A 25,675-nucleotide genomic window follows, 5' to 3' on the forward strand; every position below is an offset into this window, starting at 1 on the left:
GCCCGGCATCCGCCCAGTGCAGGGCCTTCGCCATTCGCCCAGGCGGGCTCCGGCTCAGTACAAGGTGGCGTTCTGCCGGGCCTGCAGCGCCGCGTCATACGCCTCGCCGTCGAAGCTCGCCTCCAGGGCCTGCAGGATCTCACCAGGCGAAGGCAGCTCGGCGCGGTCGCGCTGCACGGCCGGGTCCCACAGCCGCGAGCGCTTGATGGCTCGGGCGCACTGGAAGAAGACGAGGTTCACGGCAATCACCAGCACCGTGGCCGGCAGCTTGCCATCGACCGCAAAGCGCTCGCACAGGGCGGGCGAGGCGCTGATGCGGGCCGTGCCATTGACGCGCAACACCTCGGGCACGCCGGGAATGAGGAACTGCAGCGCCACCTGCGGGTCGTGCAGCACGTTGCGCAGGCTGTCGATGCGGTCATTGCCTCGGCGGTCGGGCATCAGCAGCGTCTTGGCGTCGGCCACCTGCACGAAGCCCGGGGCATCGCCGCGGGGGGAGGTGTCCAGGCCGTTCGGGCCGCGCGTGGCCAGCACCGCGAAGGGCGAGGCCTCGATGTAGCGGCGGTAGAGCGGGTGGATCTCGCGGCACTCCTTGAACAGCGAGGCCGGCGTGGGCACGCGGTCGTAGCGAGCGCGCAGTCCGGCGGCATCCCGCACGTCGTGCGAGGTGTCGAGCCAGTCGGGAAGGGGCGTGGCGGCAGTGCTCATGGGGTCTCCAGGCGTCGGACCAGATGCCCGAGGCGTTCAGTGATGAGGTCGAAAAGGCCCTGGGCATCCACCTCGCCCAGCACGAGCGCGTTGCGCGGGCGGTCGGTGACGCCCCACCAGTCGATCACGCTCATGCCCAGCGTGAGCGGGCTCTGGGTCTCGATCTCGACATTGCAGGTGCGGCCGCGGAACAGCTCGGGCTTGAGCAGCCAGGCAATCACGCAGGGGTCGTGCAGCGGGCCGCCCTGCTGGCCGTACTTCTGCTCGTCGAAGCGCTCGGCAAAGGCCAGCCAGCCCGCCACCGCCGGCCCGATGCGGCCGCCCAGCGCCCGGATGGCCGCGATGCGCGCCGGGCTCGTCAGCGCCTGGTGCGTGCAGTCCAGCGGCACCAGGGTGATGGGCACGCCACTGGCGAACACCGCCGCCGCGGCGTGCGGATCCACGTAGCAGTTGAACTCGGCCGCGGGCGTGATGTTGCCGCCCTCGAAGCAGCCGCCGCCCATCAGCACGATGCGGCCGATGCGGGCGGCCAGCGCCGGTTCCTTCTGCAGGGCCAGGGCGATGTTGGTGAGCGGGCCGAGCGGGCACAGCGTCACGCTGCCGGCCGGGCGTTCCATGACGCTGCGGATGAGGAAGTCCACGGCGTGCCCGGCCTGCAGCGGCATGGTGGGCGCGGGCAGCTCGAAGCCGTCCAGCCCCGTCTTGCCATGCACATGCTCGGCCGTGACCAGCGGGCGTTGCAGGGGGCGGTCGGCGCCGGCATGCACGGGCAGGTCCGGCCGGCCGGCCAGCTCGCAGACCATGCGCGCATTGCGGCTGGTGAGCGCCAGCGGCACATTGCCGGCCACGGTGCTGATGCCCAGCACCTCGAGCTCCGGGCTGGCCAGGGCCAGCAGGAGGGCGATGGCGTCGTCCTGGCCCGGGTCGGTGTCGATGACGATGGCCTGGCGGGCGCGGCCAGCAAGCGACGCGCTCATGCCCCGGCCTCCACGTCCGCATCCACCAGCGGCAGGGCGTCGTCGACCGATCCGTCCGGCACCGCGGTCTCGACCGGCAGCGCCGTGGCCTCCTGGGGATCCGGGTCCGTGAGGTTCAGCACGTCGAGGTCGATGGCCCCGAAGACGCTCTGCCCGTCGGCGCCCTTGAGATCGACCCGCAGGCTGTCGCCCCACTTCATGAAGCCGGTCTGCACCCCGGCCTTCTCGTCGGCCTCCAGCGCCCGGCGGTGGACCAGGCTCGCGCAGCCCTGGCGCGGCCGGGCGGGCCCGACGGGGCCGCTGGCCACGAGCACGCCGCTGCGCAGCGGCTTGAGGCGCACGGCCTGCGCGATGAGCTCGCCGAAGCTGAAGTGCATCTCGGCGCCCAGGTCCACGGGCCCGAACTTGCGGCCATTGAGCAAGGACAGCAGGCAGCCCTTGAGCCGCCCGCCGCGCCAGGCATCGCCCAGCTCGTCCGGCGTCACCAGCACCGGGGCGAAGCTGCAGGCCAGCTGGCTCAGGTGCGGGGCCTGACGGGCTTCGCGCTCCCGCAGCGCGAGCTGCTGCAGGCGCCAGTCACAGCTCAGGCCGATCAGTCGCACGGACTCCAGCGCCCCCTCCGGCGGCGCCGCCTGGGCGAGGTCCGCACACACGGCGACAAGGCCGGGCTGGAAGTCCAGGCCCAGCGCCTCGTTGGGCAGGCGCACAGGCTCCATCGGCCCCTGCAGCGACTCCGCCGGCCCGCGCAGCAGCACGGGCTCGCTGCCAGGCTCGGCCTCCGGCTGCCCCTCGATCAGCGCCTGCAGCGCCGCGTAGGCATTGCCCTGCAGCAGCGCCCGGGGGCGGGGCAGCGGGGCCATGCAGCGGGCGGGCTCGAAGGCGAAGGCATGGCGCGCCTTGCCGTGGTTCAGCGTGAGGAAGAGGTCCTCCAGCTGCGGCGCGAGAAAATTCCAGTCGTCCAGCACCTGCTGCAGCCGCGTGGCGATGCCATTGGCGTAGTGCGCCTGACTCAGATCCCGCGAGACGACCACCAGCTGGCCATCGCGGGATCCGTCACGGTAGGTGGCTAGTTTCATCGTGGGTGACACTCCTGCATGCCCTGCATTGTCCAATGAGCCGAGCGCCTTCGCCGATCACCGCCGCCCCGACGCCCCCGTCCGGCCCCGTCCCGCGTCCGGACCGGGGCCTGCTGGCGGCCGCGGGCGCCGCGCTGCTGGCCCATGCCTGGCTGCTGCTCGGCTGGCCCGAGCGCGAGCCGCGCCCGCTGCACAGCGCACCGCTGCTGCTGAGCGTGCGGGAGGCACCAGCGGCGGATCGGGCGCCCCCCGTGGCGACCCGGCCCCGTGACGCCCGACCGCGCCCCGCCCCGATCGCACGGCCGGGCGAGGCAGCCCCCGAGGCCGTCACGCCCGCGCCGCCCCTGCCCGCCCCCGCGGAGGCCGCTCCCCCAGCGCGCCCGGATCCTGACGTCGCCGGGGATGCCGAAGCCCCCCCGGCCGTCGGCGCCCCGGACCTCGCTGCCGTCCCCCCGCTGGGCGAGGGCGTCTGGCGCTACCGCCTGCGTCAGGCCGGCGAGGAGGGGGTGGCCGTGCTGCGCTGGCAGTCGCGCCCGCAGGGCTACGAGCTGACGCTGCGGCGCCGCCTGCCCAGCCACCCGCTGCCGGGCTGGCGCAGCGAGGGCGGGCGCGACGCCCTCGGCCTGGCGCCCCAGCGCTTCGCCGTGCTGCGCGGCCCGCGCGAGGTGCAGGCGCTCAACTTCCGGCGCGACCAGGGCCTGATCAGCTATTCCGCGAGCACCGAGCTGCAACCGCTGGCGCCCGCGACCCAGGACCGCCTCTCCTGGTGGCTGCAGCTGCCGGCGCTGCTGCAGGCCTGGCAGGCCCAGCGCGGCACGCCGCTGGCCGGGCAGCGCTTCGAGATCCCCGTCGCGCTGATCCGCGGCGGTCTGCACCGCTGGCAGTTCAGCGTGCTGGGGCAGGAGGCGGGGCTGTGGCACCTGCAGCGCGGTGCGCTCGGGCCTTTCGATGCCCGGCTCGACGTCTGGCTGGACCCGGCTCGCCAGTTCCTGCCGGTGCGCCTGCACCAGCAGATCGGCGACGAGGACGGCTGGGAGATGGAGCTGCAGGACGAGCTCTCCGGCCCGGAACCTGCCGCGGCTGCGTGACTTGTGACGCGCCTGCCACAAATAAAAGACCCCCCAGGCGCCGATCAGCCAGGCTTTCTGCCACTATTTGATCGCGGTCGAGGCCGTTAGCGGGCCGGTTCCTCTTGAAACCGGTCCTGCCGACCGCAGTTGCTGGTCACAGGAGTCCCTCATGCACATGCTCTACAACTCCCCCAGTTTCATCGTGGTCCAGTTCGACGTCCCCGTCGAGCAGCTGCGCCGTGACGGCCGTGATCTCCCCGCCCTGCAGCGCGGCGGCTTCGAGATCGTCGACAAGTTCTCCCGCAAGGAGATCTTCATCGAAGGCGCGCTGGCCCAGCAGTTCCAGGAAGGCGTCGAGGCGCTCATCGAGCAGGAGCCCAGCGAGGAAGAGCTGGACGACTTCATCGAGCGCTACGCCAACATGGGCCAGCAGCCCGTCGTCATGCACTGAACCCTGCCGGGCGGGCGCCCTGCCCGCCCGCGATCGCCGCGGCCCCGCCGTCGGCACGCCCCGCGCTCCATGCCCCCAGGCGCGCATGACCCGTCCGTTCTGCGCCCACGCCTTCTCCTCTCTCCTGGCCCGCGCCAAGTCCCGCACCGGGCCCGTCGAGCCGCCGCCCGCCCGTCCTCGCGGGCACACCCCGCCGGCATTTCGCGTGAGAGTTCACGAAACCAGCCCCCGGACGGGACTTGTCCTGACGCCCTCCCTGCGCCAAGATGGGTCGCACGCCGGGCCTGACAGCCCGGCGTTGCATTCACCCTCTGCAAGGAGCGGCCCATGGTGAAACGTCTGGTTGAAGCGCGCGTCCTGGCCTCCCCCGGCCTCAAGGACGCGCCCGTCATGGACCGCATGTGCTCGCACTTCGTGCTCACGCTGACGGTCAAGCACGCCAACCGCTTCAACCTGCGCCGGGACTTCAACGGCCTGCTCTCCTTCACCGGCCGCCATCTCGTCTGGCCCCAGCGCGTGCTCACCCGCCTGCGGGCCTATCTCGCCCAGCGCTGCGCCCACAACGAACTCTGGGCCGGTCACACCGCGCTCGACGACACCCGCTTCCTCGAGCGTCACGGCGTCTGGAACGGCCCGTTCGCCGAGGCCACGCTCTTCTTCTACCTGGACGAGTACATCAAGGACTCGCCCAAGGACATGATGGCCCTGCTCGCCAGCACCTGCGAGCACCTCGATCGCCAGCTCAAGCGCGAGTCCGCCCTCGTCGAGAAGAACATCGACGCGCTGGGCCACCTGCTGCAGCTCAATCCGGCGGAGCGCGCCATCCTGCTCTACGGCACCCTCGCCCGCTACCAGCGCGAGCTGCGCGGCGCGCTGGTGGAGTTCAAGGTCAACAACGCCCAGGAGGCCTTCGCCGCCATCGCGGCCGTGGCCGGCGTGGACGAGCGCGAGGTGGCCGAGGCGCTGCGCGCGGGCTCGCGCCTGGAACGCATCGGCATGGTGGAGAACCTCATCTCCGAGCACAACATCACCGACCTGGCCGACCTCATGAAGGTCAGCGACCAGCTCCCGCCGGTGCTGATGCGCGAGTACCGCGACCCGAACGACCTCATGGCCGTCTTCACGCGGCCCGCCACGCGCAGCGAGCTCGCCCCGCAGGACTTCCAGTTCGTCGCCGAGGACCTCGACCTCCTCGGCCAGCTGCTGCGCCATGCCGTGGCGCGCCACCAGGCAGGCGTCAACGTGCTGCTCTACGGCCCGCCGGGCACCGGCAAGACGGAGCTGGCCAAGGTGGCCGCGCAGGCCGCGGGGCTCGATCTCTATGAGGTCGAGTACGCGGACCGCGACGGCAACTCGCTCTCCGGCCGGGACCGCTACCGCTCGCTCCAGATCAGCCAGGTCTTCCTCAAGGCCAGCAGCAATGTGGCCCTGCTCTTCGACGAGGTCGAGGACGTCTTCCCGCCGCTGTCGGGGGATGCCGTGCAGCTCATGGCCCGCCTGGATTCGGCGCTGGACCTGCCCAGCGGCAATTCGGTCAGCGGCAAGGCCTGGGTCAACCAGATCCTGGAGAGCAACCCGGTGCCGGTGATCTGGGTCACCAACCGCATCGAGCAGATCGATCCCGCCTTCCGCCGCCGCTTCCAGTACCACCTGGAGCTGAAGTCCCCACCGCCGGGGGCTCGGCTGAGCCTCGTGCAACGTGCCCTGGCGGATGTGCCGGTCAGCGCCGAGTTCCGCGAGCGGCTGGCCGCCCGGCGCGGGCTCACGCCGGCCCAGATCCGCACCGCCGTGCGTTTCGCGCAGCTGACCTGCGAGCAGCCGGACGCGGCGAACTACGAGCGCCTGATCGACCGCCAGCTGCTCAACGCCGACCGCGCCCTGGGCCACCAGGCCCAGGACCGCGAGGAGCGCCGCCGCGTGACGCAGTACGAGCTGGACCTGCTGAACTGCGAGTCCCGCTATGACGTCGCGCGCATCGTCCAGGCCCTGCGCAAGCGGGGGCATGGCAATCTGTGCTTCTACGGCCCGCCCGGCACCGGCAAGACCGCCCTGGCGGAGCACATCGCCGAGCAGCTCGGCCGTCCGCTGATGGTGCGCCAGGCCAGCGACCTCGCCAGCAAGTTCGTCGGCGAGACCGAGCAGAACATGGCTCGCATGTTCGAGTCCGCCGCACAGGAGGGCGCCGTGCTGCTGCTCGACGAGGCCGACAGCTTCCTGCGCAGCCGCCGCATGGCCGAGCGCCAGTACGAGGTCAGCGAGGTGAACGAGATGCTCGCCGGCATGGAGCGCTTCCCGGGCATCTTCATCTGCACGACCAACCTCTTCGAGGACCTGGACGAGGCCGCGCTGCGGCGCTTCGCGTTCAAGATCCGCTTCAAGCCGCTGCGGGCCGAGCAGCGCTGGCTGATGTTCGAGCGCGAGGCCGGCGCCGCCCCCACCGCGGAGCAGCGCGAGCGGCTGGCCCGCCTGGACTGCCTCACCGCCGGGGACTTCGCCGCCGTGCGCCAGCAGGGCGAGATCCTGGGCGAGTCCCCCGGCACCGAGGAATTCCTCGAGCAGCTGGAAGCCGAGCACCGGGTCAAGCCCGAGGTGCGGCAGCAGCGGAGCATCGGGTTCCGGCACTGAGCCCGCCACGGTCTTCACGCGACCGACGCTCGCCCTTCACCCGCCCTGCACCGAGGGTCCGCCCGGCCATCGCACACGACTCCGGCCGGCCAGGCCCCTCGGAGCCGCCGCTGGCGTAGTCTTGCGTCCATGCTGCTGACCCTGGCCACCCTGCTGATCCTTCTGACCGGCCTCGCCCATTCCTGGCTGGGCGAGCGCTACCTGCTGCGCCGACTCTTCAAACGCGACGACCTGCCCGCGGTGCTCGGCAGCACGGCCTTCACCACGGGCACGCTGCGCTTCGTCTGGCACCTGCTGACCGTGGTGTGGTAGGGCCTGGCCGCGCTGGTGATGCTCGCGCGGCAGGGGCCGCTGGACGGCCGCACGGTGCTGCAGGTGCTGGGCGGCATCGCCGCGGTGTCGGCCCTGTTCCCGCTGGTCTTCACGCGGGGCAGGCACCTGTCCTGGCTGGCCTTCCTGGCCATCGCGGGGCTGCTGTGGCTGGGCGCCGGCCGGCTGTGAGGGCGCGATGCCCGTGCCGCGCGCGCCTCAGGGTGCCCGCGGCGGCGGCACCGGCGTCGTCTGCGAGGAGGTCAGCTGCCATCGCCCGTCCACCCAGGCCGCTGTCAACGCCTGGGTCATGCGCATCCGGCGGGGGCCGCTGCCCATCTCCAGCGTCTGCGTGATGACGGCCAGGGTGCCGGTGAGGCGCACCGTCTGCTCCAGTACCTGGTGGGGCGGCGCGGCGGTCTTCCGGTCGGGCGCATAGAAGCCGAGGACCGCCTCGCGCTCGTCCACCTCGCCCTTGGGCGACACCTCCACGAACTGCGGCGCCGTCACGCGGGCCAGCATGGCCGGATCGAAGGCGAACTGCGCCTCCACGTAGCGCCGGGCCAGAGCCTGCAGTTCCGGCACCTGGGTGGCCGGCGGCCCCGGCACGCTGGCGCAGGCCCCGAGAAGGCTGGCGGCCAGCAGCAGCGCGGGGAGCGCACAAGACAGCGGCTTGGGAGGCATGGGGGGCTCCGGTGAGGCGAAAAGGCCAGCATACTCACGGCCCCGACCTCACCGCCCGTGCTGACGGTCATCCCCCGCACGGTCCTTCCCTCGCTGACCCGCAGAGTTCCCGCCATGTACACCGCCACCTTCACCTTCGCCAAGGGCGACTGGGACGCCGAGTTCCACGCCCTGGACGCCACCATCTCCGCCGCCGCGCGGGCGATGCCGGGCTACCTGGGCGAGGAAAGCTGGGAAGACGCCGCGCGGGGCCAGATCTGCAACGTCTACTACTGGGAGAGCCTCGAGGCCCTGCAGGCGCTGATGCAGCACCCGGATCACCTGGAGGCCAAGCGGCAGCAGGCGCGCTGGCTCAAGGGCTACCAGGTGCAGGTGGCGCAGGTGCTGCGCACCTATGGCGATGGCCTGCTCCCCTGCCCCTGGCGCCCCGCGACCGTCGAGCAGGCCGCGCTCACGCCTGCCCCCCGCGTCCGCCCCCTGAACGCCCGCCCGGCGCCCTGACACAATGCCCCCGAGTCGCCGCGCTTGAACGGCGGCGCAAGCGCTCTAGCGAGCAAGGAGGGTGGCATGCGTGTGCTGGGACCTGTGCTGGGCCTGTTCGTGGCCTGGATCCTGGGGGACTGGTTCGGTTGGCGGGAGGGCGGCTTCGTGGCCCTGGGCGCCGTGATGGGCGGCATCGCCTTCCACCTCCACCGCCGCGTGACGGACCTGCAGGCGCAGGTGAGCGCCATGCAGCACCAGCTCTCGACGCTGGGCCGCGCCCCGATGGAAGCGCCGGCCGACGCTGCCCCGACCGCCCTGCCGGCGACCGCGGTGGTGGCGCGCCCCGTGGCGACCGCACCGGTCATGCCGCCGGTGGCGCCCACGCCACCCGCGTCGCCCGCTGCCACGACTGCTACGACGACTGCCGCAACGACCGCGCCGCCTCCCGTCCCGATGGCCCCGGTCTACCAGGCCCCGGCGCCCATCGAGCGCCTCTCGATGCCGCCGGCACGCCCGGCAGATCCGGCCCCTGCGCTGGAACCCGACGAGCGCAGCCTCGACGTCGTGAGCAGCCTCGGCGCCAGCGTGCTGGCCTGGTTCCGCGGCGGCAACACCATCGTGCGCGTGGGCGTGCTGGTGCTGCTGGTGGGCGTGGGCCTGCTGCTGCGCTATGCCGCCGAGCATGCCGTGATCCCGCTGGCCTGGCGCCTGGCCGGCAGCGCGCTGGGCGGCCTCGCCCTGACCGCCGTGGGCCTGCGCCTCACGCCCCAGCGGCGCGGCTACGGCCTGAGCCTGCAGGGCGCGGGCGTCGGCATCGCCTACATGACGCTGTTCGCGGCGTTCCGGCTGTACGGCCTGATGCCCTCGGGCCTGAGCTTCGGGCTGATGGCCCTGCTGTGCGCGGCGATCACCGCCCTGGCGCTCAAGCAGGACGCCCTGCCCCTGGCCGCGCTGGGCTTCGGTGGCGCCTTCCTCGCGCCGGTGCTGGTGTCGACGGGCCAGGGCAGCCACGTGGCCCTGCTGAGCTACTACCTGCTGCTGAATCTCAGCATCGCCGCCATCGCGCGGCGCAAACCCTGGAAGCTGCTGCACCTGGAGGGGTTCCTCTTCACGCTGGGCATCGGCGCCGCCTGGGGCTTCAAGGCCTACCGGCCCGAGCTCTTCGCCAGCACCGAACCCTTCCTCATCGCGCACTTCCTGCTCTATCTCTACATCGGCGTGCAGTACACGCTGCACCTGATCGAGCGCAGCACCCCCGAGCAACGCCTGCCGGTGGTCGACGGCGGCCTGTTCTTCGGCACCCCCATCGCCGCCTTCGGGCTGCAGGCGGCCCTGCTGCAGCACCAGCCGCTGGCGCTGGCTTTCAGCGCGGCAGTGATGTCGGGCCTCTACCTGCTGCTGGGCCGCGCGCTCCTGCGCCGCGCCGGCAGCCGCGTGCTGCTGCTGGTGGAGAGCATGCTGGCCATGGGGCTGATCTTCTTCGCCCTGGTGACACCCCTGGCGCTGGACGCCCGCTGGACCAGCGCCGCCTGGGCCGTGCAGGGCGCCGGCATGCTCTGGATCGCGCTGCGCCAGCAGCGGACCTGGGCCGCCGTGATGGGCCTGCTGCTGCAGGTGCTGGCCTGCCTGGCGTACTGGGGCCAGCCATCCCACGGTGCGCCGGCCGGCCCGGGCGGCTGGCTCTTCCTCAACACCGCCTGGCTGGGTCTCTCGACGCTGGTGCTGGCCCTGCTGTTCAGCAGCCACCTGCTGCAGCGCCAGCCTCGCGGCGAGGGCATCGCCCGGACGCTGGCGGAGCCGGTGGTGTCCTGGCTGCTGCTCGGCGCCGCGCTGGCACAGCTCTGGCTGCCCGGCATCGAGGAGCTGCGGCAATGGGACCAGGCCCGCTACACCGAACCGCTGCTCGCGGCCGGCTGGAGCGCGCTCCTGGCGCTGGCCGGCGAAGGCCTGCGGCGCCGGCTGCGCTGGCCCGCGCTGGCGCTCGCCTCGCAGCTGTTCGCCGGCATCGGCCTGCTGCTCGGCGCGGCCGGCGTGCTGATGGCGCTGCTGCGGGTCGATCTCACCGTCGACCATCTGCTGCTGGGCCAGGGCGGCCTCGACACCGGCCTGCTGTGCCTGATCGCGGCCGCCTGCCTGCTGCGCCGCCAGGACCGGGACGCCGCCCCTGCGCCGACCCCGCTGCCCGCCCAGAGCCTGCTCGTCCTCGGCGCCTGGCACCTCCTGCTGCACCTGGCGGCCCTGCCCTATGCCCTCGCCATCGCCCACATCGGCCGTCACGAGGCCTGGACCCCGGCCGCGCTGATCGTGCTGCCCACGCTGCTGACGTTGGCGATGCTGGGGCGGCGGCTGGGGGCACGCTGGCCGTTGACGGGGCATGCCGGGCTGCTGCGCGCCGCCGTGCTGCGCCCCTGGCTGGCCGTGCTGATGCTGTGGAGCCTCGGCGCCAACCTGCTGGGAGACGGCCGCATGGACCCGCTGCCTTCGCTGCCGCTGCTCAATCCGCTGGACCTGGCCCATGGCCTCGTGCTGCTGTATGCCCTGCGCCTGAGCCGCAGCGAGGCGGGCGGCTCGCTGGGCCCGGCCTGGCGCCGTGCCGCCGCCGGGCTGGTCTTCTTCTGGCTCAACAGCCTGCTCGTGCGCACCCTGCACCAGGGGGCCGGCACACCGCTGTGGGTGGACGGCGCGCTGGGCAACAGCCTGGTCCACACCAGCCTGAGCGTGCTGTGGACGCTGACGGCGCTGCTGAGCATGGGCTGGGCCACCCGACGCGCGCCGGCGCACCTGGCGCGGGGCGTGTGGATGGTCGGCGCCGGCCTCCTGGGCGTCGTCGTGGCCAAGCTTTTCCTGCTGGACCTGTCGATGCTGAACAGCCTCATGCGCATCGCGAGCTTCCTCGTGGTGGGGGTGCTGATGCTGGTCATCGGCTACGTCGCGCCGCTGCCGCCCTCCGCCGGCAGCCCCTCTGCAAAGGCCGCCTCATGACGCTGACCCGACGTGAACTTGGTCTCGCGGTCCTGGCCACCACGCTGACTGCCCCGATGGGTGCCGCCCTGGCGGCCTCCCCGCCCCCGGCGCCGCCCGCGGCCACGGTGTGGGCTCCGGTGCAGGCACAGCCGGGCGGCGGCCTGCAGCGCCTCGCGCTGCCCTGGGCCCTGCTGCAGGCAAGCCCCGCCGTGCCGCTCGACGCCGCCCAGGTGCTGGACGCCTGGGGGCAGGTCTTGCCCAGCGCCTGGGCCGGCGCGCCGCCGACCGCGCAGTCCCGGCGTGAGCTCGACGTGCCGCTGTGGGCCTGGCCGGAGCATCCCGGCCCCCTGCCGAGAGAGGACCTCGGCACGCTGGTCCTGGAGCTGGACGCGAATGGCGGCGTGCGCCGCCTGGAGACGCGTCACCTGCCGGGCGGCCCCCCGCAGCGCGGATCCGGCCATGGCCGCTGGCTGCTCGACCTCGCCACCCTGCGCGGCAGTGCCGAGCGCGGTCTCGATCTCCAGCTGGACTGGACCCCGACGCCGGCCGGGCAGGCGCTCAGCGTGGCGCTGGAGGGCAGCGACGACATCCACGTCTGGCGCCCCCTGCATCAGGCCCAGCTGCTCGATCTGCCGGCCGGCGCCGGCGGCCCGGCGCTGCAGCTCAAGCACATCCCCTGGCCGTCAGAGCAGCCGCTGCCGCGCTACCTGCGCCTGCGCTTCGACCAGCCCGTGGCGCTCAAGACGGCCCGGCTCAGCGTGGAGGGCCGCCAGCACCCGCCTCTGCAGGTCGAGACGCTGTCCTGGCCCGCCGAGCCGCCGCGGGAGGGCGAGCCCCCGCGCTGGCGGCTGGACCTGCCCGTGGCCCTGCGCCCGGACGCCCTGCAACTGCAACTGCCCGCGCTGAACCAGCTGCTGAGCCTGCGCCTGGAGCAGCGGCAGCAGGACGGGCAGCCCTGGCAGGTGGTGCAGCGCCTCGTGGCCTGGCGCATGCAGCGCCAGGGCGTGGAGGCGCAGTCGCCCGCGGAGCCCGTCCAGGCCACCTCGGCCCGGCAGTGGCGGCTCGTCGCGGAAGGGCCGGTGCCCGCCGAACTGGCCAGCGGCCCGCTGCGCCTGCAGTGGCACTGGCGCCCACCGCAGCTGATCACCCTGCTGCCGGCAGACCCGGCCGCCCTGGCCGGGGTGCGGCTCAGCCTCGGCGCGGCGGGCCCCGCCACCCCGCGCGGGCGGCTGGCCTTGCCGACGCTCATGCCGGACTACCAGCCCGGCAGCGAATACCAGCTCCCGCTGGCCCCGCTGGGCGCGCCTCAGCGCCAGGCCGCCCCGCCGCCGCCGCCGGCCTGGCAGGATCCGGCCACGCGCCAGCGCTGGACGCTGTGGGCGGTGCTGGGCGTGAGCGTGCTGGGCCTGGCGGGCCTGGCCTGGCGCCTCAAGGGAGAGATGGGCATCGACCCGGGCGCCGAACCGCCGGCGGGCGGGGCGCCGCGCTGAGGTCAGCGCGAGGTCCGCGGCGACGCCGCCACGCCTGGGCGCGGAGCGCGCGCTCGTCCTGCCCGGCCCGCCCAGGACAGACCGATGCGCTAGACTCGCCGCATTAACTTCGCAGGTCAGCGCCCCGCCATGACGCCATCGCCCGCCGACGCCCCCTCCCGCTCCTCCGGGGCCTACACGCGCCTGGCCGGGGTCTATGACGGCATCGCGCTCCTGGGCTTCGCCGCCACCTGGCCCTTCAATGTCCAGTACCTGCTGCAGGGCGGCAGCCTCGCGCCGACGGCGTTCTTCGGCACCGCCTTCGCGAACGTGCTCACCACGGCCTTCACCCTGGACCTCTTCATCGCCGCCCTCGCCTTCGCCGTGTTCGCCGTGACAGATGCACGGCGCTGCGGCGTGCGGCGCCCCGGGCTGTACGTGCTCCTGTGCTTCTGCGCCGGCCTGGCCATCGCCCTGCCGCTGTACCTGGCACGGCGCGAGCAGGCGCGCGTCCGCTCGGGCGCCTGCCCCTGAGGCCTGCGGCGTGATCCATTCCCGGGTGCGACGGGGCCCCTGCTGGTAAACTCCCGGGATTGCTGCCGTCTCGCTTTCCTCCGCAGCATGCTGTGCGTCTGCACGCGGGCTTCACGCCTTGCCGCAGCCACGACCAGGCTTCGTCCCGATTCCAGGACGCCTGCGGCCCCAGGCAAGCTCGTCTGGCTCATCGATTCCGGCCGCCCGCCGTCACAGGCGGCACCCGACGGAGTCCTGAACTGCACACCCCGCGACGCCACCGTCGGCCCTGCCGAGCCGGTGATCTCGCAATCACCCGCGCGGCCAGCCCTCGCACCCGGTGACGCCGGCGCTCCTAGCAGCAGCCTGGCGGCCCGGTCCGTGCTGGCGAGCGGCGGTCGGACGACGCCGGCACGGCCGGCGCCCGACCGTTCATCCAAGACACAGGTTCATCAAAGGACAAACTCATGGCAAAAGAAGAACTCATCGAAATGCGCGGCAAGGTCGACGAAGTGCTGCCGGATTCCCGCTTCCGCGTGACGCTGGACAACGGCCACACGCTGATCGCCTACACCGGCGGCAAGATGCGCCGCCACAACATCCGCATCCTGGCGGGTGACAACGTCTCGCTGGAACTGTCGCCCTACGACCTCAACAAGGGCCGCATCACCTTCCGCCACCTCGAGCCCCGCACCGGCGCCGCGCCGGCACCGCGCCGCCGCTTCTGAGCGCGCGCCCCGCTCAATGCCAGCGGGGCGTCACCGGCTCGCGGGCGCTAATCGCCAGCGCATTCCCGCTCGGGTCCCGGATGAACATGGTCCAGTGCTCGTCGGCATGACCCTCGTGCTGGCAATGGGGCGGCACCTCGAAGCGCAAGCCGGATGCCATCAGCCGCTGCGCCAGGTTGCGCCACTGCGGCAGGCTCAGGCAGACGTCCAGCGCAGCCTCCGGGGCGGCCTCGGATGGCGCCTCCGCCAGCTGAACGGCCAGACGGGCGCCGAAGAAGTCGAAGAACAGGCCACGGGCCTCGCGGATGTCCAGGGGCGCCTCACGGCAGCCCAGCAGCCCGCCATAGAAGGCACGCGCCTGGGACAGGTCGTGCACCCGGATCGCCCGTTGCAGGGCCGCGGTGGCCAGAGAGTCGGCATCGGAAGTCATCATTCCTGAATCTCCTGAGAGTTCTGGATACCGGGTGACACAGCCAAGCAACGTCTTGTTGCATTGGAGGGTCAGGATAGCCAAGCCGCCCCCTGGTGGCGAGCCTCCACGAGGGGCCACTTGCGCGCACGCGACGCCCGCCTGTCCCACAAAGCTGTGGCATCGTGCGGGCATGAGCAAGGAACTGCCCTCCACTTTCAAGCTGCTGACGGTCTGGTTGCTGATCCTGACCGGGGTCTTCCTGGCCGTGCTGGCCTGGCAGCACCAGCGCGAACGGCCGCGCTTCACGCTCAATGAACGCGAGCTGCGCCTGCAGCGAGGGGCGGACGGCCATTTCCACTGGCCGGGCCACCTCGCCGGGCAGGCCACGGTGTTCCTCGTGGACACCGGCGCCACCACCACCGCCCTGCCCCGCGCCCTGGCCGAGCAGCTCGGCCTGCACCCGCTGGAACGCCTGCGCAGCAGCACGGCAGGGGGCGTGGTGGACGGCTATGCCGCGGAGGTCGACCTGCGCCTCGAGGGCGGCCTGCATGCCGAGCGCCTGCGTGTGGCGGTGCTCCCGTCGCTGGACGCCCCCCTGCTGGGCATGGATGTCCTGGGCCGGCTCAAGTTCCGTCAACATGACGGCGAATTCACCGTGGAGCTTCAATGACGATCCTTCGACACTGGCGGCGCCTGTGCAGCGCCGCGCTGGCCGCCCTGCTGGGCGGCGCGGCGGGGCTGGCGAACGCGCAGAACTGCCCACCGGCGCTGCCCGCGCCCAATCCCGCCCTCCTGAGCCAGCCCCCCGCCCAGGCGCCGGACCGCGGCCTGCTGTGGCAGCTGGAAAAGGACGGCCGGACGGCCTGGCTCTACGCCAGCATCCACATCGGACGACCGGACTGGCTGGTGCCGGGCATGCGACTGCAGGCCGCCCTGGCCGCCAGCGACACCGTCGCGCTGGAGCTCGACCTGACCGATCCGCAGGTGATGCAGGCGCTGGCGGGCCCGGTGCCCGGCCGGCCCGCCCTGACCCTGCCCGCCGACCTGCAGACGCGCCTGCAGGCCGTGGCCCGGCGCGAATGCACGGACCTCGCCCCCCTGGCCGCGCTGCACCCGATGCTGCAGCTCGGTCAGCTCGTGGCCCAGAGCGCCCGGCGTGACGGCATGAGCGTCGAATACGGCCAGGAGCTGGCGCTGATCGTCCAGGCACAGCGCCGGGGCCTGCGCCTGGCGGGGCTGGAGACGCCGCAGGGGCAGCTGCAGGCGCTGATTCCCGCGGACCGCAAGGCGGCGCTGGAGGAGATCCGCGAGGGCCTGCGGCAGCTCGAATCGCCCCAGCTGCGACAGCAGACCCGCCGCCTCACCGAAGCCTGGGCCGCCGGGGACCTGAACACGCTGGAACGCTACGAGACCTGGTGCGACTGCGTGAAGACCGCCGCCGATCGCGCGGCCCTCAAGCGCACGCTGGACGACCGCAATCCCGGCATGGCCGACGGCATCGTGAAGCTCCACGGACAGGGCCGCCGCCTGCTGGTGGCGGTCGGCGCGCTGCACATGACGGGCGAGGCGAGCCTCCTCCAGGCCCTGCGGGCGCGTGGCTTCACCGTCACGCAGCGCTGGCCGGAGCCGCGCTGACCGGCGCCCGGCCGGCCCTTGGCGCTACCATCGCGCCATCACCCCAGGAGGCCCCATGGCAGACAGCAGCAGCTTCAGCAAGTTCGTGCCCGGATTCGAGTTCCTGCAGGGCCTGGTCAAGAACGCCGGCGCCGCCCTGCCCGGCATCGGCCAGTGGGTCGCGCCCACGCTGAACCCGGAGGAACTCTCCAAGCGCATCGAGGAGCTGCGCACGGTGCAGTTCTGGCTGGAGCAGAACGCCCGCATGCTCGGCGCCACCATCCAGGCCCTGGAGGTGCAGCGCATGACGCTGTCCACGCTGAAGTCCATGAACGTGCCGCTCGCCGAGCTGGGCGAGACGCTCAAGGTGCCGCCGATGCCCGAGTACCGCCTGCCCGAAATGCCGCCGATGCCCGGCATGCCGGCGGCCGCCCCGAAGGCCGCCAAGGCGCGCAAGGCCCCTGCGCCGGCCGCCGAGGCGCCGGCCGCACCGGCGCTGGGCGCGGTGGACCCGATGCAGTGGTGGTCCGCCCTGAGCAACCAGTTCACCCAGCTTGCCACGCAGGCGATGAAGGACGGCGCCACCGACGCCGCCAAGAACCTGGCCGGCGCCATGGTCAAGCAGAGCTTCGACGCCGCGGGCGAGACGATCAAGAAGGCCGCGGCCATGCCGCTCAACGTGGCCAAGAGCGCGGCGGCGGCGGCCGGCGCGGCCGCGGGTGCCGCCGCCGGGGCCGCGGCCAACGCGGCGGTCAAGCCGGCCCTCAAGGCTGCCAGCCGCAAGACGACGCCCGCCCGCAAGCGCAGCACGCGCTGAGGGACCGGCTGACGCCTGCGCCCTGTGGCCGCCTCCCGCATCCCGCCCATCCAGTGCCTGCTGGCCTTCGAGGCCGTCGCGCGCCTGCGCAGCGTGAGTCTGGCGGCCGAGGAGCTGAGCGTCACGCCCAGCGCGGTGAGCCACCGCATCCGCCAGCTCGAGACGCAACTGGGCTTCAAGCTCTTCGCCCGGGACTTCACCCCGTCCGACGACGGCCAGCGCTACCTGCCCTCGGTGCGCCAGGGGCTCAAGGCCCTGCAGCAGATTCCCGGCCCCGGCGGCGCGGGGCTGCAGTCCGCGCGGCTGCGCCTGGCGGTGACGCCCACCTTCTCGCGCCAGATCCTGCTGCCGCGCCTGGCCCTGTTCCGCCATGCCTACCCCGAGATCGAGCTGGTGATGCAGGTGGCCATCCCCCTCACCAACACGAAGTCCGAGGACGCCGACCTCGAGATCCGCTACGGCACCGGCGACTACCCCGGCCTCGAGTACCGCCGCATCCTCAGCGACGAGCTCACGCCCGTCTGCAGCCCCGAGTACCTGCACGAGTTCGGCCCCTTCGACGGCTTTGACAGCGCCGAGGACATCCGCCGCGCCCGCCTGATCCGCAGCCCGCTGGACCCCTGGAGCACCTGGTTCGAGGCCCATGGCATCCACCTGGACGAGCCCCGCACCGGCGCGCAGTTCAATGACGTCGGCCTGGTGCTGGACGCCGCGGCCGCCGGCTTCGGCGTGGCCCTGATGCGCATGAAGCTGGGCCTGACCTGGCTGGACAGCGGCCGGCTGCTGCGTCTCTCGCCCCGTACCGTGCCCTCGCCCTTCCACCACTACCTGTGCTGGAAGCCGGGGGCGATGGAGCGCTGGGAGTGCGCGGCCTTCGGGGACTGGCTGTTCAAGGCGCTGGGCTGATCGCCACGCCGATGCCCTCATGCGCCTGACCCGCTGCGTCATCGCCACCCTGCTCGCCGCGGCACCGCCGGCTTGGGCGGACGACGCCTTTTCGGAGCTGATCTACGTTTGCGACGCCCCCCGCTCCACGCTCACCCTCGGCAGGGTGGACGCGCAGGCCGAGGCCAGGCTGCAGGCGGCACGGGCCCGCGGCCAGCAGGCCGAACGAGTGGACGTCAGCCCGCTCATCCACAGAACCCGGCAGACCAGCGCCGACGGCAGCCCGTTCCGGGGGGCCTCCGATACGCTGGTCAAGACCTGCGGCGACTTCACCGTCACCCTGGCCGGTGGCTATCTCAACGCCAACCCGGACGGCGCGGACGGGGTCTACGAGTGGCCGCTGGTCCGCATCGAGCACCGCAGCGGCAAGCGCTTCCCCATGCTCACGCTCGGCCGCTGCGACGCCAGTGCCGCCCGTTTCAGCCGCACCACGGCCTGCCCCATGGCGTGGGCCACGGAGATCCGCGCCTTCCTCCTGGACGGGCCCGGGCCCCGGGAGCCGGTCCTGTCGCTGGAGCATCAGTTCTCCGACTGGCGAGGACCGGAGGACGCGCCCTGAGCCCCGGGGACCGCCGAGGGCAGCGCCGCCCTCGAAGCCCCAGCGCCGGACCCCGCGTCGATCCAGCCCCCCCTTTCGCGCAGGCCTTCTTCCTGAAGGTCCCCCTGCCCGGTCCGCGGCCCGTCGGGGAGGGGCACACGCGCCAGCCCCGCGGCGGGCCGGCTCCCGGCTGGCCCGGGCCGAGTTCGCGTGCCTGCATCCGGGCAACGCCCGGCGCTTCGGCCGGCGAGCGCCTGGGCTAGCATGGCCCCATGCCCATCACGCCCTTCCATTTCGGCCTGGGCGCCGCACTCCACGGCGCCGCGCCGCGGCACCTGAGCTTCCTGGCCTTCTGCGCGGCCAATGTGCTGATCGATGTCGAGTCGGCGTGGAACCTGCTGCGGGGCCACCATCCCGTCCACGCCTTCTTCCACAGCTACCTGGGCGCGACGCTGGCCGGCCTGCTCACGGCCGGGCTGGGCTGGCTGGGGCGGCGCTGGCGCCAGCGCCGCGGCAGCGTCAAGCGCCCGCCGGGACAGGCCCGCGCCGTGACCGTGGGGGCGCTGCTGGGCGCCGGGTCCCATGTGATGCTGGACAGCGTCATGCATGCCGACATCCGGCCCCTGGCCCCCTTCAGCGAGGCCAACGGCCTGTACGGACTGCTGCCCCTGCCGGAGCTGCACCTGCTGCTCGTGGGCCTGGGCGTGCTGGGCGGACTGGCCGTGTGGCTGCGGCGGCTGCACGCCGGGGAGTGAGCAGCGATGCCATGGCATGTCGAGACCCTGATCCTGGACCGCGTGTTCGATGTGCAGCGCGAGACCGGCCCCGAGGGCAATGAACCCTGTACCGCGTTCTCCTTCGAGGCCGGCGGCCAACGGCATTTCGCCATTTGTGTGCCCGGTCATCCGGCACTCGAGGCCGGCCACTGCCTGAGCTTCGTGCTGGAGAAGCCGGGAAACTGGCAGACAGTGCAGGGCTGGCGCAATCACAGCACGGGAGAACGGGTGCTGCCACGGGCCGGCCTCGCCTGCTTCGGACTCCTGGTGGGTCTGCTGATGTCGGCCCTGGCCCTGTTCGCGCTTTGGTCGAGTGCCCACACCCGCTCGGCGAGCTGGGGCACCGGGCTCGGTCTGGTCGTGGGCCTGTGCGTGAGTGCCGGACTGGGCAGGCAATGGCAGCGCCAGCGCCAGGTGATCGAGCTCATCGAGGCCCTGCCCTCCCCGACGGAGGCCTTGCCAGGCACCGGAGCGCCAAAGCCCTCCGCTTGACGTCACCCTGACACCGCGCCGAGATCCGCCTCCGGATCTACCCTGTGTCCATCCACGCCCTGAAATTTCCTCAAGGCGCGCCCCGCCAGGATTCACGCAGCGCCCGCCCATGGCCCTTCACCATCGCTCCCCAGCGGCTCATTCCCAAGGGCCCACCACAAGAGCGACTGGAGACAACCATGGTCTGGCAACAGGTCTACAACCCCTTCGACAACATGCTGCTCAGCACGCTGGTGGCCGCCATCCCGGTGGTCGTCATGCTGCTCGGGCTCGGCGTGTTCCACCTCAAGGCCCACGTGGCCGCGGCGGCCGGCCTGGCCAGCGCCCTGCTGATCGCCATCGTGGCCTTCGGCATGCCGGCGGGCATGGCCACGCGGGCCGCGCTGCTGGGCGGGCTCACCGGCCTGCTGCCCATCGGCTGGATCGTGCTGAACATCATCTTCCTGCACCAGCTCACCGAGCAGAACGGCAGCTTCAAGGTGCTGCAGGACTCCATCGCCGGCATCACGCAGGACCGCCGGCTGCAGCTGCTGCTGATCGCCTTCGCCTTCGGCGCCTTCTTCGAGGGCGCGGCCGGCTTCGGCACGCCCGTGGCGGTGACGGCGGCCATCCTGATCGGCCTCGGGTTCTCGCCGCTGGCCGCCTCGGGCCTCTCGCTGATCGCCAACACGGCGCCGGTGGCCTACGGGGCGCTGGGCACGCCGGTGATCACGCTGGCCAAGGTCCATGGCTACGACCTGATGGCCGTCTCCGGCATGATCGGCCGCCAGCTGCCCTTCTTCTCGCTGCTGGTGCCCTTCTGGCTGATCTGGGCCTTCGCCGGCCGCAAGGCCATGATGGAGATCTGGCCTGCCATTCTGGTGACGGGCCTGTCCTTCGCCATCCCGCAATACCTGGTGAGCAACTTCATCGGCCCCGAGCTGGTGGACGTGATCGCCGCCATGGTGTCGATGACCTGCCTGGTGGGCTTCCTGCGCGTCTGGCAGCCCAAGAAGCTGTGGACCTCGGTCTCGCTGAAGGGCCATGAGCAGGACGGCGGCGTCGCGCTGCCCCCGCAGAAGCCGCAGGTGCACCCGCGCAGCGCCGTCATCAAGGCCTGGACGCCCTGGGTGATCCTGACCGTCTTCGTGTTCGCCTGGGGCCTGCCGGTCACCAAGACCTGGCTGAATGGCATCTTTGCGCCCAAGTTCGCCATCGAGGGCCTGCACAAGCTGGTGCAGAAGGTCGCGCCGGTCGTGCCCACCCCGCACAACGAGGCCGCCGAGTACGTCTTCAACCTGCTGTCCTCCACCGGCACCGGCATCCTGCTGTCCGCCATCGTGGGCGGCCTGCTGATGGGCTACGGCATCCCGGCGCTCGTCCGCACCTTCTTCAAGACGGTGTGGCTGGTGCGCACCTCGCTGCTGACCATCGTGCTGATGCTGGCCCTGGGCACGCTGACGCGCTACAGCGGCCTGGACACCACCCTGGGCCTGGCCTTTGCCGGCACCGGCGTGCTCTACCCCTTCTTCGGCACCCTGATGGGCTGGCTGGGCGTGGCGCTGACGGGCTCGGACACCGCCTCCAACGTCCTCTTCGGCGGCATGCAGAAGGTGGCGGCCGAGCAGCTGGGCCTCAATCCCAACCTGATGGGCGCGGCCAACAGCTCGGGCGGCGTGATGGGCAAGATGATCGACGCGCAGTCCATCGTCGTGGCCTCCACCGCCACCCGCTGGTTCAACCATGAAGGCGACATCCTGCGCTACGTGTTCTTCCACAGCATCGCCCTGGCCTGCCTGGTGGGCATCTTCGTGACGCTGCAGGCCTACGTGCCGCCGTTCACCTGGCTCGTCCACTGATCCGCCGGCCTGCGGCCCTCCGGGCGGGCTACAGTGACGCACTGAGCCCGCCCTCCGCCTTGATGCCCCAGTCATGAACCTCACCGACGCCGCCTCGCTCACCCCGGCCGAGCGCGCCCAGCGCCAGCACCGCCTGGTGCAGGCCCTGCGCGGGCTCCTGCCGGCCCACGCCCTGCTGTGGCAGGCCGAGGAGACCACGCCCTACGAGTGCGACGGGCTCTCCGCCTACCGCGCCCGCCCGCTGGCCGTGGCCCTGCCCGAGACCGAGGCGCAGGTCGCCGCCGTGCTGCGCTGCTGCCTGGAGCTGGAGGTGCCCGTGGTCGCGCGCGGCGCCGGCACCGGCCTCTCGGGTGGCGCGCTGCCGCATCCCGACGGCCTCGTGCTCTCGCTCGCGCGGCTCAACCAGATCCTGGACATCGATCCGCTCGCCCGCACCGCCCGTGTGCAGTGCGGCGTGCGCAACCTCGCCATCTCCGAAGCGGCCGCGCCGCTGGGCCTCTACTACGCACCGGACCCGAGCAGCCAGATCGCCTGCACCATCGGCGGCAACATCGCCGAGAACTCCGGCGGCGTGCACTGCCTCAAGTACGGCCTGACCCTGCACAACGTGCTGCGGGTCAAGGGCTACACCGTGCGCGGCGAGGCCGTGACGTTCGGTTCCGAGGCGCTGGATGTGCCAGGTCTTGACCTGCTGGCCACGGTGGTCGGCAGCGAGGGCATGCTGGCCGTGGTGACCGAGGTGACGGTGCGCCTGCTGCCGCGGCCCATCCTGGCGCGCTGCATCATGGCCAGCTTCGACGACGTCCGCAAGGCCGGCCAGGCCGTGGCCGATCTCATCGCCGCGGGCATCATCCCCGCCGGGCTGGAGATGATGGACAAGCCCATGACCGCCGCCGTGGAGGACTTCGTCCACGCCGGCTACGACCTGACCGCCGAGGCCATCCTGCTGTGCGAGAGCGACGGCACGCCGGACGAGGTCGAGGAGGAGATCGAGCGCATGAGTGCCGTGCTGCGCGACAGCGGTGCCACGCAGATTTCGGTCAGCGCCGACGAGGCCCAGCGCCTGCGCTTCTGGAGCGGCCGCAAGAACGCCTTCCCCGCCTCGGGCCGCCTGAGCCCCGACTACATGTGCATGGACTCGACCATCCCGCGCAAGCGCCTGGCCGACATCCTGCTGGCCATCGCCGAGATGGAGAAGAAGTACGGCCTGCGCTGCGCCAACGTCTTCCATGCGGGCGACGGCAACCTGCACCCGCTGATCCTCTTCGATGCCAACGACCCGGACCAGCTGGACCGCTGCGAGCGCTTCGGTGCCGAGATCCTGGAGACGAGCGTGGCGCTGGGCGGCACCATCACCGGCGAGCACGGCGTGGGCATCGAGAAGCTGGCGTCGATGTGCGTGCAGTTCAGCCCCGAGGAGCTGCAGCAGATGCGCGCGTTCAAGGCCGCCTTCGATCCGCAGGGCCTGCTCAATCCGGGCAAGCTCATTCCCAGCCATGCGCGCTGTGCGGAATACGGCAAGATGCATGTCCGTAAAGGCCTGCTGGCCTTCCCTGATCTGCCGAGGTTCTGAATGTCCGCATCCGCTCCGTCTTCCCCGCGCCTGGCCCCCGACGCGCTGGGCGCCCTGCAGGCCCGCATCCAGGACGCCGCCACGCGGGGTCAGGTCTTGCAGCTGCAGGGCCAGGGCAGCAAGCAGTTCTACGGCGGCACGCCGCAGGGCGAGCTGCTGGACCTCACCCGGATCGACGGCCTGGCCGGCATCAGCGCCTACGAGCCGAGCGAGCTGGTGGTCACGGCCCGGGCCGCGACGCCGCTGGCCGAGCTGGAAGCGCTGCTGGCGGCGCAGGGGCAGCATCTGGCCTTCGAGCCGCCGCGCTTCGACGGCCGCGGCACCGTCGGCGGCATGGTCGCGGCGGGGCTGTCCGGCCCCTCGCGCGCCACGCAGGGCTCGCTGCGTGACCACGTGCTGGGCCTCACGATGATCAACGGCCGCGGCGAGCTGCTCAGCTTCGGCGGCACGGTCATGAAGAACGTCGCCGGCTACGACCTGCCCCGCCTGATGTGCGGCGGCCTGGGCGTGCTGGGCGTGATCGTCGAAGTCTCGCTGAAGGTGCTGCCCGTGCCCGTGGCGTGCTGCACGCTGCGCTTCGACATGCCCGAGGCGGAGGCCCTGCAGCAGATGAACCGCTGGTCCGGCAAGCCCCTGCCCCTGCGCGCCAGCGCGGCCTGGGACGGCGCGCTGGTGCTGGAGCTGGCCGGCGCCGAACGCGCCGTGGCGGCCGCGCGGCGCGAGCTGGGCGGCGAGCTGATTCCCGAGGACCTGGCCGCCGGCTTCTGGCGCGGCCTGCGGGACCACAGCGACGAGTTCTTCGTCGGTGCCTGCCGCGCGGTGCAGGGCGGCGCCAAGCTGTGGCGCCTGTCACTGCCACAGACGGCGCCCAGCCTGCGCATCCCCGGCGAGCAGATGATCGAATGGGGCGGCGCCCAGCGCTGGGTCACCACGCCCCTGCCCGCCGCGCAGCTGCGCGAGATGGCTGCGCAGGCCGGCGGCCACGCCACGCTGTTCCGCTCGCTGGACAAGTCCGTGGGCGTGTTCAGCCCGCTGAGCGCGCCGCTGGCCCGCATCCACCGCGACCTCAAGACCGCCTTCGACCCGGCCGGCGTGTTCAACCGCGGCCGGCTCTACCCCGATTTCTGAGCGCACGCGCGCCACGATCCACCATGCAGACCCGCCTCGCCCCCGAGTTCCTGAACACCGCCGCCGGCGAGGCGGCCGAGGCCATCCTGCGGCGCTGCGTGCACTGCGGCTTCTGCACCGCCACCTGCCCCACCTACCAGCTGCTGGGCGACGAGCTCGACGGCCCGCGCGGCCGCATCTACCTCATCAAGCAGGTGCTGGAGGGGGCCGAGCCCACGCGCGCCACGCAGGCGCACCTGGACCGGTGCCTCACGTGCCGCAACTGCGAGAGCACCTGCCCGTCCGGCGTGCAGTACGGCCAGCTGCTGGAGATCGGCCGCGAGATCGTCGACCGCAAGGTGCCGCGCCCGCGCACCGAGCGCGCCGTGCACTGGCTGCTGCGCGAGGGGCTGACCTCGCCGCTCTTCCCCGCCGCCGCGAAGGTCGGGCAGGCGCTGCGCCCGCTCGTGCCCGCGGCCCTGCGCGAGAAGCTGCCACCCAAGGCCGGACCGCGTGCCCATCAGTGGCCCACGCGCAGCCATCCGCGCCGCGTGCTGATGCTGCTGGGCTGCGTGCAACCCTCGCTGATGCCCAACATCAATGCCGCGACGGCCCGCGTGCTCGATGCCATCGGCATCCAGACCCTGGTGGCCGACGAGGCCGGCTGCTGTGGCGCCATCCGCGCCCACCTGCATGACGAGCCCGGCGGCCTGGACGACATGCGCCGCAACGTCGACGCCTGGTGGCCCCTCGTGGAGGGCCTGACCGCGGCCGGCACGGTCGAGGCCATCGTGATGAATGCCTCGGGCTGCGGCGTGATGGTCAAGGACTACGGCCGCCTGCTGGCGAACGATCCGGCCTACGCCGAACGCGCCGCCCGCATCAGCGCCCTGTGCCAGGACATCAGCGAGCTGCTCGGCGCCGAGGCGGACGCCCTGGAGCAGGCGGTGGCGCGCGCCCAGGCCCAGGCGCAGGCGAGCACCGGCCAGAAGCCGCGCCTGGCCTACCACCCGCCCTGCACGCTGCAGCACGGCCAGCAGCTCAAGGGCGGCGTCGAGGCGCTGATGCGCCGGCTCGGCTTCGACATCCAGGTTTCGCGCACCGAGAGCCACCTCTGCTGCGGCTCTGCCGGCACCTACTCCCTGCTCCAGCCCACGCTCTCCCACCAGCTCCGGGACCGCAAGCTCGCCGCGCTGGCGCCCCTGCAGGCGGACTGCACCGTGTCGGGCAACATCGGCTGCATCCAGCATCTGCAATCGGGGACCGAGCAGCCGGTCCGTCACTGGGTGGAGGTGGTGGACGAAGCACTGGGCGCTGAGCGCACAACGCAGCCCTGACCCGGCAAGTCCACGGAACCCACCGGCGGACGCTGCGGCCCGCAGCCGCTGCCGCGCCCCACGGTCAGCCGCCGGGGCAGGCCACGCCTGCAGACACCGCTTCCGCACCGAAGAAAATGCGCCACAATCCGGCCCGCCCCACGGCGTCCGGCGCATCCTAATGCTTTCA

At 72.4% G+C, this 25,675-nt stretch carries 26 protein-coding genes; 21 read left to right on the forward strand and 5 right to left on the reverse strand.

The genetic code is table 11. The features are described from left to right. Positions 1–54: 54 nt before the first annotated feature. Genes QRD43_RS00760 through QRD43_RS00770 form a run of 3 tightly spaced genes read right to left on the reverse strand, consistent with a single transcriptional unit; the run spans position 55 to position 2,761 of the window. Entirely contained in the window at positions 55–708 is a 654-nt protein-coding gene (locus QRD43_RS00760) for a pyridoxamine 5'-phosphate oxidase family protein (protein WP_285980556.1), read from the reverse strand. After that, positions 705–1,685, reverse strand: a complete 981-nt coding sequence (locus QRD43_RS00765; protein ID WP_285980557.1) for a nucleoside hydrolase — start codon at positions 1,683–1,685, stop codon at positions 705–707. Before QRD43_RS00765 ends, QRD43_RS00760 begins: the two co-directional genes overlap by 4 nt. Continuing rightward, on the reverse strand, positions 1,682–2,761 hold the full coding sequence (locus tag QRD43_RS00770; protein WP_285980558.1) for a fumarylacetoacetate hydrolase family protein: 1,080 nt from the start codon (positions 2,759–2,761) through the stop codon (positions 1,682–1,684). Before QRD43_RS00770 ends, QRD43_RS00765 begins: the two co-directional genes overlap by 4 nt. Positions 2,762–2,796: 35 nt before the next feature. Between QRD43_RS00770 and QRD43_RS00775 the strand changes: the two genes are divergently transcribed. The 5 genes from QRD43_RS00775 to QRD43_RS00795 all read left to right on the forward strand — a co-directional run bounded on the left by QRD43_RS00775 (position 2,797) and on the right by QRD43_RS00795 (position 7,408). Further along, positions 2,797–3,849, forward strand: coding sequence for a DUF3108 domain-containing protein (locus QRD43_RS00775; protein ID WP_285980559.1), 1,053 nt, complete (start codon positions 2,797–2,799; stop codon positions 3,847–3,849). Positions 3,850–4,000: 151 nt separating this feature from the next. Then, on the forward strand, positions 4,001–4,282 hold the full coding sequence (locus QRD43_RS00780) for a BTH_I0359 family protein (RefSeq protein ID WP_285980560.1): 282 nt from the start codon (positions 4,001–4,003) through the stop codon (positions 4,280–4,282). A 327-nt stretch (positions 4,283–4,609) separates the two neighbouring features. Continuing rightward, complete coding sequence (locus QRD43_RS00785; RefSeq protein ID WP_285980561.1) at positions 4,610–6,907, forward strand: ATP-binding protein; 2,298 nt, start codon at positions 4,610–4,612, stop codon at positions 6,905–6,907. Positions 6,908–7,036: 129 nt separating this feature from the next. After that, entirely contained in the window at positions 7,037–7,219 is a 183-nt protein-coding gene (locus QRD43_RS00790; protein WP_285980562.1) for a hypothetical protein, read from the forward strand. 18 nt (positions 7,220–7,237) lie between these two features. After that, positions 7,238–7,408: a hypothetical protein gene (locus QRD43_RS00795; protein ID WP_285980563.1), complete on the forward strand. Its 171-nt coding sequence runs from the start codon at positions 7,238–7,240 to the stop codon at positions 7,406–7,408. 27 nt (positions 7,409–7,435) lie between these two features. Here QRD43_RS00795 and QRD43_RS00800 read toward each other — a convergent pair whose 3' ends face one another. Continuing rightward, positions 7,436–7,900: a nuclear transport factor 2 family protein gene (locus tag QRD43_RS00800; protein WP_285980564.1), complete on the reverse strand. Its 465-nt coding sequence runs from the start codon at positions 7,898–7,900 to the stop codon at positions 7,436–7,438. Positions 7,901–8,014: 114 nt separating this feature from the next. On the opposite strand from QRD43_RS00800, the gene QRD43_RS00805 reads away from it, so the two are divergent. From QRD43_RS00805 to infA, 5 genes are all read left to right on the forward strand, one after another. Further along, positions 8,015–8,401, forward strand: a complete 387-nt coding sequence (locus tag QRD43_RS00805) for an antibiotic biosynthesis monooxygenase family protein (protein WP_285980565.1) — start codon at positions 8,015–8,017, stop codon at positions 8,399–8,401. A 66-nt stretch (positions 8,402–8,467) separates the two neighbouring features. Next, positions 8,468–11,365: a DUF2339 domain-containing protein gene (locus tag QRD43_RS00810; protein ID WP_285980566.1), complete on the forward strand. Its 2,898-nt coding sequence runs from the start codon at positions 8,468–8,470 to the stop codon at positions 11,363–11,365. Further along, positions 11,362–12,837 (forward strand): DUF3999 family protein, encoded by a 1,476-nt coding sequence (locus QRD43_RS00815; RefSeq protein ID WP_285980567.1) that lies wholly within the window; start codon positions 11,362–11,364, stop codon positions 12,835–12,837. The genes QRD43_RS00810 and QRD43_RS00815 overlap by 4 nt, the downstream gene beginning before the upstream one ends. 129 nt (positions 12,838–12,966) lie before the next feature. After that, positions 12,967–13,350 (forward strand): DUF2834 domain-containing protein, encoded by a 384-nt coding sequence (locus QRD43_RS00820; protein WP_285980568.1) that lies wholly within the window; start codon positions 12,967–12,969, stop codon positions 13,348–13,350. Positions 13,351–13,796: 446 nt separating this feature from the next. Further along, entirely contained in the window at positions 13,797–14,057 is a 261-nt protein-coding gene (gene infA, locus QRD43_RS00825; RefSeq protein ID WP_285980569.1) for a translation initiation factor IF-1, read from the forward strand. 13 nt (positions 14,058–14,070) lie between these two features. Here infA and QRD43_RS00830 read toward each other — a convergent pair whose 3' ends face one another. Beyond that, positions 14,071–14,490: a VOC family protein gene (locus tag QRD43_RS00830; RefSeq protein ID WP_285980570.1), complete on the reverse strand. Its 420-nt coding sequence runs from the start codon at positions 14,488–14,490 to the stop codon at positions 14,071–14,073. A 169-nt stretch (positions 14,491–14,659) separates the two neighbouring features. Here QRD43_RS00830 and QRD43_RS00835 point away from each other — a divergent pair, with 169 nt between their 5' ends. The 11 genes from QRD43_RS00835 (at position 14,660) to glcF (ending at position 25,506) form a co-directional block, all read left to right on the forward strand. Further along, positions 14,660–15,139: a retropepsin-like aspartic protease family protein gene (locus QRD43_RS00835; RefSeq protein ID WP_285980571.1), complete on the forward strand. Its 480-nt coding sequence runs from the start codon at positions 14,660–14,662 to the stop codon at positions 15,137–15,139. Beyond that, positions 15,136–16,104: a TraB/GumN family protein gene (locus QRD43_RS00840; protein ID WP_285980572.1), complete on the forward strand. Its 969-nt coding sequence runs from the start codon at positions 15,136–15,138 to the stop codon at positions 16,102–16,104. Before QRD43_RS00835 ends, QRD43_RS00840 begins: the two co-directional genes overlap by 4 nt. Before the next feature lie 55 nt (positions 16,105–16,159). Beyond that, positions 16,160–16,900, forward strand: coding sequence for a PhaM family polyhydroxyalkanoate granule multifunctional regulatory protein (locus tag QRD43_RS00845; protein ID WP_285980573.1), 741 nt, complete (start codon positions 16,160–16,162; stop codon positions 16,898–16,900). A 24-nt stretch (positions 16,901–16,924) separates the two neighbouring features. After that, positions 16,925–17,806, forward strand: coding sequence for a LysR substrate-binding domain-containing protein (locus QRD43_RS00850; protein ID WP_285980574.1), 882 nt, complete (start codon positions 16,925–16,927; stop codon positions 17,804–17,806). Between the two features lie 19 nt (positions 17,807–17,825). Beyond that, positions 17,826–18,404 (forward strand): hypothetical protein, encoded by a 579-nt coding sequence (locus QRD43_RS00855; RefSeq protein ID WP_285980575.1) that lies wholly within the window; start codon positions 17,826–17,828, stop codon positions 18,402–18,404. A gap of 251 nt (positions 18,405–18,655) precedes the next feature. After that, positions 18,656–19,138, forward strand: a complete 483-nt coding sequence (locus QRD43_RS00860) for a metal-dependent hydrolase (RefSeq protein ID WP_285980576.1) — start codon at positions 18,656–18,658, stop codon at positions 19,136–19,138. A gap of 6 nt (positions 19,139–19,144) precedes the next feature. Then, a complete protein-coding gene (locus QRD43_RS00865; protein WP_285980577.1) occupies positions 19,145–19,651 on the forward strand; it encodes a hypothetical protein in 507 nt (168 codons plus the stop codon). A gap of 179 nt (positions 19,652–19,830) precedes the next feature. Continuing rightward, the gene (locus QRD43_RS00870; RefSeq protein WP_285980578.1) at positions 19,831–21,489 is read left to right on the forward strand and encodes an L-lactate permease; all 1,659 of its coding nucleotides are present in this window, start codon (positions 19,831–19,833) and stop codon (positions 21,487–21,489) included. A 73-nt stretch (positions 21,490–21,562) separates the two neighbouring features. After that, positions 21,563–23,062, forward strand: coding sequence for an FAD-linked oxidase C-terminal domain-containing protein (locus QRD43_RS00875; protein WP_285980579.1), 1,500 nt, complete (start codon positions 21,563–21,565; stop codon positions 23,060–23,062). Further along, positions 23,063–24,190, forward strand: a complete 1,128-nt coding sequence (gene glcE / locus QRD43_RS00880) for a glycolate oxidase subunit GlcE (RefSeq protein ID WP_285980580.1) — start codon at positions 23,063–23,065, stop codon at positions 24,188–24,190. It abuts the gene before it with no gap. Between the two features lie 23 nt (positions 24,191–24,213). Continuing rightward, on the forward strand, positions 24,214–25,506 hold the full coding sequence (glcF, locus tag QRD43_RS00885; protein ID WP_285980581.1) for a glycolate oxidase subunit GlcF: 1,293 nt from the start codon (positions 24,214–24,216) through the stop codon (positions 25,504–25,506). Positions 25,507–25,675: the final 169 nt, after the last annotated feature.

Source organism: Roseateles subflavus (assembly GCF_030285365.1).
Taxonomy (GTDB): Bacteria; Pseudomonadota; Gammaproteobacteria; order Burkholderiales; family Burkholderiaceae_C; genus Roseateles_B; species Roseateles_B subflavus.

Bases quoted from the DNA above. Each gene is read 5' to 3' on its own strand.
- QRD43_RS00870 (WP_285980578.1), top strand. From the start codon at position 19,831: ATGGTCTGGCAACAGGTCTACAACCCCTTCGACAACATGCTGCTCAGC.
- QRD43_RS00790 (WP_285980562.1), top strand. From the start codon at position 7,037: ATGCTGCTGACCCTGGCCACCCTGCTGATCCTTCTGACCGGCCTCGCC.
- QRD43_RS00785 (WP_285980561.1), top strand. From the start codon at position 4,610: ATGGTGAAACGTCTGGTTGAAGCGCGCGTCCTGGCCTCCCCCGGCCTC.
- QRD43_RS00795 (WP_285980563.1), top strand. From the start codon at position 7,238: ATGCTCGCGCGGCAGGGGCCGCTGGACGGCCGCACGGTGCTGCAGGTG.
- QRD43_RS00830 (WP_285980570.1), bottom strand. From the start codon at position 14,490: ATGATGACTTCCGATGCCGACTCTCTGGCCACCGCGGCCCTGCAACGG.
- QRD43_RS00810 (WP_285980566.1), top strand. From the start codon at position 8,468: ATGCGTGTGCTGGGACCTGTGCTGGGCCTGTTCGTGGCCTGGATCCTG.
- QRD43_RS00860 (WP_285980576.1), top strand. From the start codon at position 18,656: ATGCCCATCACGCCCTTCCATTTCGGCCTGGGCGCCGCACTCCACGGC.
- QRD43_RS00800 (WP_285980564.1), bottom strand. From the start codon at position 7,900: ATGCCTCCCAAGCCGCTGTCTTGTGCGCTCCCCGCGCTGCTGCTGGCC.
- QRD43_RS00845 (WP_285980573.1), top strand. From the start codon at position 16,160: ATGGCAGACAGCAGCAGCTTCAGCAAGTTCGTGCCCGGATTCGAGTTC.
- QRD43_RS00765 (WP_285980557.1), bottom strand. From the start codon at position 1,685: ATGAGCGCGTCGCTTGCTGGCCGCGCCCGCCAGGCCATCGTCATCGAC.
- QRD43_RS00770 (WP_285980558.1), bottom strand. From the start codon at position 2,761: ATGAAACTAGCCACCTACCGTGACGGATCCCGCGATGGCCAGCTGGTG.
- infA (WP_285980569.1), top strand. From the start codon at position 13,797: ATGGCAAAAGAAGAACTCATCGAAATGCGCGGCAAGGTCGACGAAGTG.
- QRD43_RS00780 (WP_285980560.1), top strand. From the start codon at position 4,001: ATGCACATGCTCTACAACTCCCCCAGTTTCATCGTGGTCCAGTTCGAC.
- QRD43_RS00815 (WP_285980567.1), top strand. From the start codon at position 11,362: ATGACGCTGACCCGACGTGAACTTGGTCTCGCGGTCCTGGCCACCACG.
- QRD43_RS00760 (WP_285980556.1), bottom strand. From the start codon at position 708: ATGAGCACTGCCGCCACGCCCCTTCCCGACTGGCTCGACACCTCGCAC.
- QRD43_RS00820 (WP_285980568.1), top strand. From the start codon at position 12,967: ATGACGCCATCGCCCGCCGACGCCCCCTCCCGCTCCTCCGGGGCCTAC.
- QRD43_RS00875 (WP_285980579.1), top strand. From the start codon at position 21,563: ATGAACCTCACCGACGCCGCCTCGCTCACCCCGGCCGAGCGCGCCCAG.
- QRD43_RS00865 (WP_285980577.1), top strand. From the start codon at position 19,145: ATGCCATGGCATGTCGAGACCCTGATCCTGGACCGCGTGTTCGATGTG.
- QRD43_RS00855 (WP_285980575.1), top strand. From the start codon at position 17,826: ATGCGCCTGACCCGCTGCGTCATCGCCACCCTGCTCGCCGCGGCACCG.
- QRD43_RS00835 (WP_285980571.1), top strand. From the start codon at position 14,660: ATGAGCAAGGAACTGCCCTCCACTTTCAAGCTGCTGACGGTCTGGTTG.
- QRD43_RS00775 (WP_285980559.1), top strand. From the start codon at position 2,797: ATGAGCCGAGCGCCTTCGCCGATCACCGCCGCCCCGACGCCCCCGTCC.
- QRD43_RS00840 (WP_285980572.1), top strand. From the start codon at position 15,136: ATGACGATCCTTCGACACTGGCGGCGCCTGTGCAGCGCCGCGCTGGCC.
- QRD43_RS00805 (WP_285980565.1), top strand. From the start codon at position 8,015: ATGTACACCGCCACCTTCACCTTCGCCAAGGGCGACTGGGACGCCGAG.
- glcE (WP_285980580.1), top strand. From the start codon at position 23,063: ATGTCCGCATCCGCTCCGTCTTCCCCGCGCCTGGCCCCCGACGCGCTG.
- glcF (WP_285980581.1), top strand. From the start codon at position 24,214: ATGCAGACCCGCCTCGCCCCCGAGTTCCTGAACACCGCCGCCGGCGAG.